General features: G+C 70.3%; 7 protein-coding genes and 1 pseudogene. 5 read left to right on the plus strand and 3 right to left on the minus strand.

Annotated features, from left to right (window positions below; translation table 11 throughout):
• From R6V09_RS34905 to moeZ, 3 genes and pseudogenes are all read left to right on the plus strand, one after another.
• Positions 1 to 164, plus strand: a pseudogene (locus R6V09_RS34905) (reductase); the annotation flags it as partial.
• Positions 152 to 901 carry a spherulation-specific family 4 protein gene (locus R6V09_RS34910; protein ID WP_317885475.1) on the plus strand — a complete coding sequence of 250 codons (750 nt, stop codon included), beginning with the start codon at positions 152 to 154 and terminating at the stop codon, positions 899 to 901. The pseudogene R6V09_RS34905 and the gene R6V09_RS34910, both read left to right, overlap by 13 nt.
• 63 nt (positions 902 to 964) lie before the next feature.
• On the plus strand, positions 965 to 2143 hold the full coding sequence (gene moeZ, locus R6V09_RS34915) for an adenylyltransferase/sulfurtransferase MoeZ (protein ID WP_262055799.1): 1179 nt from the start codon (positions 965 to 967) through the stop codon (positions 2141 to 2143).
• Between the two features lie 86 nt (positions 2144 to 2229).
• On the opposite strand, the gene R6V09_RS34920 is transcribed toward moeZ, so the two are convergent.
• The 3 genes from R6V09_RS34920 to R6V09_RS34930 form a co-directional block, all read right to left on the minus strand.
• Positions 2230 to 3792 carry an alpha/beta hydrolase gene (locus R6V09_RS34920; RefSeq protein WP_317885476.1) on the minus strand — a complete coding sequence of 521 codons (1563 nt, stop codon included), beginning with the start codon at positions 3790 to 3792 and terminating at the stop codon, positions 2230 to 2232.
• Between the two features lie 137 nt (positions 3793 to 3929).
• Positions 3930 to 5474: an alpha/beta hydrolase gene (locus R6V09_RS34925; protein WP_317885477.1), complete on the minus strand. Its 1545-nt coding sequence runs from the start codon at positions 5472 to 5474 to the stop codon at positions 3930 to 3932.
• A gap of 96 nt (positions 5475 to 5570) precedes the next feature.
• On the minus strand, positions 5571 to 8321 hold the full coding sequence (locus R6V09_RS34930) for a lysylphosphatidylglycerol synthase transmembrane domain-containing protein (RefSeq protein WP_317885478.1): 2751 nt from the start codon (positions 8319 to 8321) through the stop codon (positions 5571 to 5573).
• A gap of 186 nt (positions 8322 to 8507) precedes the next feature.
• Between R6V09_RS34930 and R6V09_RS34935 the strand changes: the two genes are divergently transcribed.
• Together R6V09_RS34935 and R6V09_RS34940 are read left to right on the plus strand one after the other, a co-directional pair.
• A complete protein-coding gene (locus R6V09_RS34935; protein ID WP_317885479.1) occupies positions 8508 to 8894 on the plus strand; it encodes an MGMT family protein in 387 nt (128 codons plus the stop codon).
• A 257-nt stretch (positions 8895 to 9151) separates the two neighbouring features.
• The coding region (locus R6V09_RS34940) for an ATP-dependent helicase (RefSeq protein ID WP_317885480.1) at positions 9152 to 10812 on the plus strand (1661 nt) is incomplete at its 3' end.

Below are 10812 nucleotides of genomic sequence, written 5' to 3' on the forward strand. Positions count from 1 at the left end.
GCACCGACCCCGACCACGCGGCCCCGGTCGCGTACCCGGACGGCTGCGGCAGCTGGCAGCAGGCCGACGTACGCACCGCGCGCGACCGGCTCGGCTGGCGGCCCCGGATCAACCTGGAGGAGTCCCTCGCCGACATCTGGATGGAGGCGGCGTGCCGCATCTGACCAGCACGACCCCGGGCACCACCAGCACCGGCGTCCATACCGGCTTCGGCATCCCCGGCTACGCACACCCCCTCGTCGCACCGGCCGAGTGGGGCGAACTCACCCGCCCCGGTACCCCCTTGCACTGGGTCGTCCTCAACGTCTCCTCCGGCCCGGGGACGCGTCCCGACCCGCACTGCCTGGAAGCGGCCGGCCGCCTGCGCAACATGGGCGTCCGTGTTCTCGGTCACCTGGACGCCGCGTACGGCGCCCGTGCCTCCGGCGAGCTGATCTCCGAGGCGCACCGCTATCTCGACTGGTACCGGGCCGACGGCTTCCTCCTGGACCGCTGTCCCATCGGACGCACCGTGCTCCCCGAGGTCCGCCGCACGGTCGCCACGCTCCGCGAGATCCGCGACGGCGCCCATGTCGTCCTGGGGCACGGCACCCACCCGCACCCCGGATACGCCGAGTTCGCCGACCAGTTGGTGACCTTCTCCGGCCCGTGGAGCGACTACCGCTGGTCGCAGGTCGCCGAGTGGACCGCCGACCACCCGCCCGAACGCTTCTGCCACTTCGTGCACAGCGTCCCGCGCGGCCATCTCGACGAGGCGCTGCGCATCGCCCGCTGGCAGGGTGCCTCGACCATCTACTTCACCGACCACACCGATCGCGGCGGCCGCACCGACCCCTGGGAGACCATGCCCGGCTACTGGGACGAGATCGTCTCGCGGATCGGAACGGGTGTCTCGGAATGAAGAGGGGCATGGCAGTGTTACGGGGAGAACAACTGTAGTGATTGACCGACCAACGGAGTCCCCGTGTCGCTGCCACCCCTGGTCGAGCCGGCTGCCGAGCTCACCGTAGACGAGGTCCGCAGGTACTCCCGCCACCTGATCATCCCCGATGTGGGCATGGACGGGCAGAAGCGGCTGAAGAACGCCAAGGTGCTCTGTGTGGGCGCCGGCGGTCTGGGCTCGCCGGCGCTGATGTACCTGGCCGCGGCGGGCGTGGGCACGCTCGGCATCGTGGAGTTCGACGAGGTCGACGAGTCGAACCTGCAGCGCCAGATCATCCACAGCCAGGCCGACATCGGCCGTTCCAAGGCGGAGTCGGCGCGCGACTCCGTGCTGGGCATCAACCCGTACGTGAACGTGGTCCTTCACGAAGAGCGGCTTGAGGCCGAGAACGTGATGGACATCTTCAGCCAGTACGACCTGATCGTCGACGGCACGGACAACTTCGCGACCCGCTACCTGGTCAACGACGCCGCCGTACTGCTGAACAAGCCGTACGTGTGGGGTTCGATCTACCGCTTCGACGGCCAGGCCTCCGTCTTCTGGTCCGAGCACGGCCCCTGCTACCGCTGCCTCTACCCGGAGCCCCCGCCCCCCGGCATGGTCCCCTCCTGCGCCGAGGGCGGCGTCCTGGGCGTGCTGTGCGCGTCCATCGGCTCCATCCAGGTCACCGAGGCCATCAAGGTCCTCACCGGCGTCGGCGACCCGCTCGTCGGACGCCTGATGATCTACGACGCCCTGGAGATGCAGTACCGCCAGGTGAAGGTCCGCAAGGACCCCAACTGCGCGGTGTGCGGGCCGAACGCGACCGTCACCGAGCTCATCGACTACGAGGCCTTCTGCGGCGTCGTCTCCGAGGAGGCCCAGCAGGCCGCCGCCGGCTCGACGATCACTCCCAAGCAGCTCAAGGAGTGGATCGACGACGGCGAGAACATCGAGATCATCGATGTACGCGAGGTCAACGAGTACGAGATCGTCTCGATCCCCGGCGCCAAGCTGATCCCCAAGAACGAGTTCCTCATGGGCACCGCCCTGGAGACCCTCCCGCAGGACAAGAAGATCGTCCTGCACTGCAAGACGGGTGTCCGCAGTGCGGAAGTCCTCGCCGTCCTGAAGTCGGCGGGCTTCGCCGACGCGGTCCACGTCGGCGGCGGCGTGATCGGCTGGGTCAACCAGATCGAGCCCGACAAGCCGGTCTACTAGGCACACGCCTTCCCGGGAGGGGCTCGGCACCACAGGTGCCGGGCCCCTTTCCGCTGCTCGGGCGGAGATCCGGGAGGACGCTCGCGCTAGGAGGCGCAGACCTTGCCGTCCTTGGGCACCGTCCCCTTCAGCAGATACGCGTCCACCGTCGAGTCGACACAGTCGCTCCCACTGCCGTACGCGCCATGGCCCTCGCCCTTCCAGGTGAGCTCCACACCGACGCCCTTGCCCAGCTCGTCGACCATCTTGCGGGCGCCCTCGTACGGCGTCGCCGGGTCCCCGGTGTTGCCGACCACCAGGATCGGCGCCGCGCCGGGCGCGCTGACCTCCGGGGTGTCGTACTGCCCGGCCACCGGCCAGTCGTGACACCACCCGGCCGTGTCCCAGCCCAGGAAGTCGCCGAACACGGGGGAGATCTTCTCGAACTCGGGCAGCAGCTTCTGCGTCTGCTCGGGCGTCGGCCGCTGCTTGTCGTCCAAGCACGATATGACCCGTTGGGAGTGGGTCGTCGTGCCGTAGTGCCCCGCGCTGTCACGGTCGTTGTAGCCGTCGGCGAGGGCCAGCAGCTCCGAACCGTCGCCCTCCTCCGCGGAGTTCAGGGCGCTGGTCAGGGTGGGCCAGCTCTCCTTGCTGTACAGCGGCAGGACGATGCCGGTCAGTGCGAGTGTCTGGGTCAGCTTCCGCCCGGTCGAGGTGGCCAGCGGTTTGGCGTCGATCCGCTTCAGCAGGGCCGCGATCTTCTTAGAGCCCTGAGCCGGGTCCTGGTTCCTCGACTTGAGGTAGTCGTCCAGCGCGCGCTGGAAGCCCCGGGTCTGGTTCAGCGCGTGGCCCACCGTGTCGGCGGTCGGGTCGACGACCGCGTCCAGGATCAGCCGGCCCACCTTCTTCGGGAACAAGTGGGCGTAGACACCGCCCAGTTCGGTGCCGTACGAGATGCCGAAGTAGTGCATCTTCGTGTCGCCCAGGACCTGGCGCATCAGGTCCATGTCGCGGGCCGTGTCGGTCGTCGACACGTGTGCCATCAGCTTTCCGGCGGCCTTCTCGCAGCCCTTGCCGAAGTCGGCGGCGTCCTGGAAGTACGCCTTCTCCTCGGCCGGTGTGTCCGGTGTGGCGTCCACGTCCTCGGTGGCCTGGATCGCCTTGTCGCTGCGGCAGCGGACGCCTTCGCTGGCGGCAACCCCGCGCGGGTCCCAGCTCACCAGGTCGTAGTGCTCGTGCAGCGCGGACACGGTGGTGGAGTACGCCGGCATGAAGTCCACGCCCGAGCCGCCAGGACCACCGAAGTTGAACAGGAGCGAGCCGATGCGGTCGCCGCCGGTCGCCTTCGAGCGGATCAGCGCCAGCCCGATCGTGGAGCCGTCCGGCTTCGCCCAGTCCAGCGGCACCTTGAGCGTCGCGCACTGCCAGTCGCTGCTGGGCGCGGCCGAGTCGGCGGTGGCCTTGCAGCGTCCCCAGTCGAGCCTCTGCGCGGTCAGCGACGCGGGCAGCGCGGCCGTGGTGGACGTAGAAGAGGGCGAGCCGGCTGCGGACGGCTTGGCGTCCCCCGCGCCCGCGCCGTCCTTGCCGTCGTCCGACGAGCCGCTGCTACAGCCGGCCGTCAGCAGTGCGGCGGCGGCCACCAGAGCCGTCCACCGTACGAATCGCGCCATGTGCATTCCCCCCTCGCAGGCCGTCCGCGTCACGCCGCGGATGGCGGTCAGGCCATATTAGGCGGCGCGAGCCGAGCCCGTGACGGCCTGTGGATAACCGTTTGACCTGCGATTTTGCTTGAATTCGGGAGGGAGGGTCAGGAGCAGACGGTGCCGGCAGTCGGCACTTTTCCGTTCAGCAGATAGCCGTTCACCGCGCTTTGCACGCACTTGTTCTTGCTGTCGTACGCACCGTGCCCCTGGCCCTTGTACGTCAGCTCGACCGCGACGCCCTTGCCCAGCGCGTCCACCATCTTCCGCGCGCCCTCGTACGGCGTGGCCGGGTCACCGGTGTTGCCCACGACGAGGATCGGCGCCGAACCGGCCGCGCTCACGTCGGGATGGTCGGCGGCGCCCGGCACGGCCCAGTCGGTGCAGCCGACCATGCCCCAGGCCAGGAAGTCGCCGAAGAGGGGAGAGGCGGCCCGGAACTCGGGCAGCTTCCGCTCCACGTAGTCGGCGGTGTACCGCGGCTTCTCGTCGGCGCAGTTGATGGCGACGTTCGCCGCGGCGATGTTGCTGTACTCGCCGTTCTCGCTGCGCCCGTTCATCGAGTCGGACAGCACCATGAGGACCTTGCCGTCACCGCTGTAGGCCTGTTCGAGCCCCTCGGTGAGGTATTCCCAGAAGTCCTTGGAGTACAGCGCCTGCGCGATGCCGTTGGTGGCGGCGGTCTGGGTCAACCGACGGGGGAAGACGCCCGTGATCGGCTTGCTGTCGAGGCTCTTGAGCAGCTTGGCGATGCGGTCCTTGACGTTCTGTGCGGTGTCGCCGATCGGGCAGTCCGTGGTTTTCGACGTGCAGTCGTCGGCGAAGTTGTCGAGCGCCAGTTGGAAGCCCTTGGCCTGTCCCAGGGAGCCCTGTTCGGTGTTCTGGGTGGGGTCGACGACCGCGTCGAAGACGGCACGCCCCACGTGCTTCGGGAACAAGTGGGCGTAGACACCGCCGAGTTCGGTGCCGTAGGAGATGCCGAAGTAGTGCAGCTTGTCGTCGCCGAGGACCTGGCGCATCAGGTCCATGTCGCGGGCCGCGTCGGTGGTGCGCACCTGGGGGAGCATCTTCTTGGAGTTCTTCTCGCAGGCCGCGTTGAACTGCTTGGTGTTGGCCAGGAGCTTGGTGCGCTCGGCCGTGTCGTCCGGTGTGGCGTCCTGCTGGAAGTACTCGTCGAGTTGGGAGTCGCTCTCGCACTTGACGCCGGCGCTGCGGCCGACGCCACGCGGGTCGAAGCTCACCAGGTCGTAGCGGGTGCGCAGGGTCGCGTAGTCCTCGCCGAACGCGGGCAGCGTGGTGACGCCCGAGCCGCCGGGGCCGCCGAAGTTGAAGACGAGCGACCCGATCCGCTTGTTCGCGGCACCACTGGCCTTCGCCCGCACCAGCGCGAGCCCGATCGTGTCGCCCTTGGGCTTGCTCCAGTCGAGAGGCGCCTTCATGGTGGCGCACTGCCACTTGTCGCCGTTCGGCAGCGGCGACGGCGCGGCGCCGCCGCCCTCCGACTCGGACGGGGCCGGGCAGTCCTTCCAGCTCAGCTTCTGGGCCGTCGGATCCTCGTCCTTGGAGTCGCCACCGCAGCCCGCCAGCGTGGCGGACAGCAGGACGACGGTGGCGGTCAGGGCAGCGGCACGCAGCCGGGAGGGGTTCGGCATGCTCCCATCCTGAGGTCGCATGCGACGGGGCGCTCGGGGCACGGGCCGTACGAGGTACGCACGCGTGCGTGCCCCACGTCCGTATGTGTGCGTGTTCTACAGGGAGCCCTTGCGGGACAGGTGGTTGAAGAACAGCCAGCCCGGCAGCACCGGAATCCACAGCGTCAGCAGCCGGTACAGCAGCACCGCCGGAGCGGCGACCTCCTTGGGCAGGCCGACGGCGATCAGACCGAGCGTCAGGCTCGCCTCGACCGCGCCCACACCGCCCGGTGTGGGGGCCGCGGAACCGAGCGCGTTGCCCGCGAGGAAGACGACGGCGACGCTGGCCAGGCTGAGCGACGTCGACTGGTCGCCGAACGCCCGGATCGACGCGTCCAGGCACATCACGAAGCAGGCCGTCAGCAGCAGCATGCCGCCGATGCCGGTGACCAGCTTCTGCGGCCGCTGCAGCACGTCGAGCATGCGCGGGATGACACCCGCGAACAGCGACCGCACGCGCGTGACGAGGAACTTCCGCAGGAACGGCACCGAGGTCACCACGAGCACCAGCACCGCCACCGTCAGCAGACCGGCGATGACCGTCCTGGAGGGTGACAGCGACGGCGTCTTCTCGGTGCCGGTCAGATAGCCGAACGACAGCAGCATCAGGATGTGGCAGCCCAGGCCGAACAGCTGCGACGCGCCGACACTCGCCACCGCGAGCCCGGGCCGCACTCCGGCACGCTGCAGGAAGCGTGTGTTCAGGGCGACACCGCCGACCGCGGCCGGTGCCACGATCTTCACGAACGACCCTGCGACCTGCGCCGCCACGGCCCGTAGGAACGGCACCCGCTCCGGCACGAACCCCAGGAGGGCCATCGCCGCCGCGAAGTAGCTCAGCGCCGAGAAGAGCACGGCCGCGGCCACCCAGCCCCACTGGGCGTTGGCGACGAGCGGCCCGAACTCGATGTGCGTGAGCTGCGTCAGCAGGAAGTACGCACCGATCGCGCCCGCGATGAAACTGATCAGCGTGCGTGGCCGCACCCGCTCCAGACGGGCCGGTTCGACGTGCGCCTGCGGTCTGATCAGCAGCACCTGGTGGCGGATCTGGGTGAGCAGATCCTCCTCGCGCGCCTCGTCCAACGCCTCGTCGATGGCACGCTTCTCGGCCCGCTGCTCCGCACGTACGGCCTTCTTGTCGGGCTTTTCGAGTACGGGCGTGGAGCTCTCCGAGGCCTCCTCCGCGCGGGCCAGCCTGGTCTGCTGGGACGCCTCAAGGATCGCGTCGCGCTCCCGCTGGGCCCGCTCCCGGGACAGCCGGCGCAGCGTCGCGCGCGTGGAGCGCGACAGCGCGATGGGCTGGAGCATCGGCAGACAGTCGGCCACGGCATCGGGGCCGAGGACACCGACCGCCGAGGCCACCGCGCGTTCGGCGCCCACCCGCAGACCGATCGTCGTCACCAACTGGGCGACGTCCATGCGCAGCAGCAGTTCACCGGCCGCGATCTCGCCGCCGCGCAGGTCCGTGAGGATCACCGTGCCGGAACGATCCACCAGAATCGCGTCACCGGCGAGCCTGCGGTGGGCGATGCGCCGCGACTGCAACGCCTGCACCTGGTGCCAGGTCAGGCGCAGCAGGTCGTCGGTGATCTCCTCGTCCGCGAGCGAGTCGAGCGTGCGCCCGCCGGTGTGCTCGTAGACGAGCATGACGGCGTCAGGGCCGAGTTCCGAGGTCGCGATCAGCTTGGGGGCGTTGGCTCCGGCCGCGATCGCCGCGTAGGCGAGCAGAGCCTCCTGCTCCAGTGCCTGGCGCAGCGACTGGAGACTGCTGCGGGTCGCGAAACCGCGCAGCGTCAGATTGCGCCACGCGCGGTAGAAGAAGCCCTGGGCCTGCTGCTCCCGGTCGACCACGGTGACGTCCAGCGGCGGACCGTCCTCCAGGGTCACGAAGTAGCGCCGGCCACGATCGCCGTTCTCGGTGTCCACGACCTCCTCGCGGGCCGCGCCCACCGGGTGGAAACCGACCGTCCGCAGGCCGGCCATCAGTGTCCGCCCGGTGGGACGGACGTTCGGGGAGCCCACCGCGTACAGCGTCCCGTAGGCGACGGTCCAGCCGATCAGCACCGTCAGGATGATCGAGAACGGAGTCGTGTACCCGGTGACCAGCATCGAGAAGGCGTCCAGCAGCAGCACGATCCACAGCACGGAGCGCCAGCGCGGCCTCCGGGACATGCCGACGGCTGTCATATAGGCGATGACGGGCGCCAGATAGCCGTGCACAGGGTCGGTGAGCGCGTGGATGTCACCGGGGGAGGGCTGGGTGAGGGCCTCCTGGATGGACCCCGGGGCGGCCTTGGCGACCCACAGGTCCGTGGCGAGTGTCACCCCGTGTGCGAGGACCGCCGCGAGCACGCCGTCGGCGATGCGCAGTCCGTCGCGCTTGATCAGCCGCTCGATCGCGAAGGCGACCGGCACCAACAGGATGGCGATGCTCGACGCCAGCCCCGCGATCTTGATCAGCAGGTCGGGCGCCTGGCCGGTGCCCTTGTTGATGTCCTGTTCGAGCCCCGAGGTCGTGCCGTGCGCGAACGCGGCGATCGCGAGCAGTACGACGATCGCGAGAAAGCCCACCAGGAGGCGCATGAGATCGGAAGGGCGGTGCACGCGCGCGGGGAGCAGCGGTTCGTCGCCCTCGACCTCTTCGGCGTGTGTGTCGTCGCAGTCGTCGAGGCCGGACACGGGGTCGGGCGGGGGCGTCTCGGTGGGCCCCTCCTCGGAGGCCTGTTCGTTCGCGTCGACGGTGTCCGGGCGCGACGCAGCGTCAGAGGTGCCCTCCGCGTCTTCGGGATGCACACCCTGCTGCTTCATCGTCTCTTCTTGATCTCGTATCACCGGTCACCGCCCGCACGATGGTGGCATGCCCCACCGACACACGGGGGCATCAGGGTGCAAATGCGGGGGCGCACAGTCTGCCGCACGCGCCGCTCCAGGGCGAGGGATACCCACAGTCGCCAGCGCGTCGCATTGTCGGTGGGGTGCGGCAGGATGGGGCGGATGAGCGAGGAGAGCCTTCCGGACGGCGTCGGCCCGGAGCACGACGACGCGCTGCCCGAGTACGCGGAGCGGGTCCTCGACGTGGCCGAACGGATTCCGCCCGGGCGCGTCATGACGTACGGCGACGTCGCCGAATGGCTGGAGGAGGGCGGACCGCGCCAGGTCGGCCGCGTGATGGCCCTCTACGGAGGAGCCGTTCCGTGGTGGCGGGTCGTCCGCGCGGACGGCGTGCTGCTCCCCGGTCACGAACTGGAGGCGCTCGACCACTACCGCGAGGAGGGCACCTTTTTGAAGGAGGCGAGCAGGGCCACCGAGGGCCACCTGCCACGCGTCGACATGAAACGGGCGCGATGGGACGGCGGCGAGCGCGCGGACGGTCACACCTGACAGCTTCCGCCATCGGGCCCGCCCGGGTGCGGCCTGTGGCCCGTACGGGGGAAACGGGGCACGTCCGTGGCATGCCGTACGTTCGAGGGGCGAGGGACACACGGGTCGTGAGAGCCGCGCGGGAAGAAGCGGAAGTCCTGCTCCCGTACGACCCGTCGGCGTAGCGTCGGCTGCACGCGTCCCCCTCACCCCGCTGCCACCGACCTCGACGCGCGGCAGCCTGCCAACCAGTACACCCACCAGGACCGGCGAACCACGTGAGCTCCTCTTCCTCCACCAGGCGCCTGTCGCACCCCCAGGTGCGACAGGGGAACCGTGGCGCTTACCGACTGGTGCGTACCCCGCCGACCCGGCCGGCTCCCCCTCACCTGGACGCGCCACAGCGCTCGGTGGTTGACCACCAGTCCGGTCCGCTGCTCGTCCTCGCAGGTCCCGGCACCGGCAAGACCACCACACTCGTGGAGTCCGTCGCGGCCCGGATCGCCCGGGGCGGTGACCCCGCGCGGATCCTCGTGCTGACGTTCAGCCGCAAGGCCGCCGTCGAACTGCGCGACCGCATGGCGCTGCGCGTCGGTGCCGCCCACGCGCCCCGGGCCACCACCTTCCACTCGTTCTGCTACGCCCTGGTCCGCGCCCACCAGGACAGCGACCTGTTCGTCGAGCCGCTACGGCTGCTGTCCGGCCCCGAACAGGACGTCGCCGTACGTGAACTGCTCGCGGGCCAGCCCGACCTGGAGCGGCCCGGCCTCGCGCATGTGCGCTGGCCGGACGAGCTGCGGGCCTGCCTCACCACCCGCGGCTTCGCCGACGAGGTCCGCGCGGTCCTCGCACGCAGCCGCGAACTCGGCCTGGACCCCGCGGCCCTGGACGCCTTCGCCCACCGCATCGGCCGCCCCGACTGGCGGGCAGCCGCCGCCTTCCTCGCCGAGTACCTCGACGTACTCGACCTCCAAGGAGTGCTCGACTACGCGGAACTGGTCCACCGCGCGGTGCTCCTCGCCCACCGCCCCGAGGCCGCCGAACGGCTCGGCGCACAGTACGACGCCGTGTTCGTGGACGAGTACCAGGACACCGACCCGGCCCAGGTACGACTGCTGCACGCCCTCGCCGGCGGTGGCCGCACCCTTGTCGCCTTCGGAGACCCCGACCAGTCGATCTACACGTTCCGGGGCGCCGACGTGAACGGCATCCTGGACTTCCCGAGCGCCTTCCCGCGCGCGGACGGCAGCCCCGCCCCCGTAGAGGTGCTCCGGACCTCCCGCCGCTCCGGCGCCACCCTGCTGACCGCCACCCGCCTGCTGACCCAGCGCATGCCCCTGACCCGGCTCCCGGCACAGAAGGTGCGCGCCCACCGCGAGCTGTCCCCGGTGCGCGACGGCGGACGCGTCGAGGTGTACACGTACCCGACCTCCGGCACGGAGCTGGACAACATCGCCGACATCCTCCGCAGGGCACACCTGGAGGACGGCGTTCCCTGGAGCGACATGGCCGTCCTGGTGCGCGCCGGCTCCCGGACGATCCCCACGGTCCGGCGCGCCCTCACCGCGGCCGGCGTCCCCCTGGACATCGACGGCGACGATCTGCCCCTGCGCCACGAGCCGGCGGTGGCGCCGCTGCTGACGGCGCTGCGGGCGGTCGCCACGGCGGAGGCGTCGGCACGCCCCGAGGGCGACACCGAAGCCGTACGGGCCAAGGAGGAGGCCGACGACGTAGACGCTGTGCCGGATGCCGATTCCGATTCCGAAGAGCCGCCCGCTCTCGCCTCCTCCTGGCTCGACACCGAGACTGCCCTCACCCTGCTCGCCTCCCCCCTCGCCGCCATGGACGCCGCCGACCTGCGCCGCCTGGGCCGGGCGCTGCGCGAGGAGGAGCGGGCCGGTGGCAACCCCGTGCCGTCGCCCTCGGACGTACTGCTCAC

Origin of the sequence: Streptomyces sp. W16 (assembly GCF_033194735.1) — a bacterium.
Classification (GTDB): domain Bacteria; phylum Actinomycetota; class Actinomycetes; order Streptomycetales; family Streptomycetaceae; genus Streptomyces.

Excerpts from the sequence above, each read along its gene's own strand:
- R6V09_RS34925 (WP_317885477.1), bottom strand. The coding sequence starts at position 5,474 with ATGCCGAACCCCTCCCGGCTGCGTGCCGCTGCCCTGACCGCCACCGTC.
- R6V09_RS34935 (WP_317885479.1), top strand. The coding sequence starts at position 8,508 with ATGAGCGAGGAGAGCCTTCCGGACGGCGTCGGCCCGGAGCACGACGAC.
- R6V09_RS34930 (WP_317885478.1), bottom strand. The coding sequence starts at position 8,321 with ATGAAGCAGCAGGGTGTGCATCCCGAAGACGCGGAGGGCACCTCTGAC.
- R6V09_RS34920 (WP_317885476.1), bottom strand. The coding sequence starts at position 3,792 with ATGGCGCGATTCGTACGGTGGACGGCTCTGGTGGCCGCCGCCGCACTG.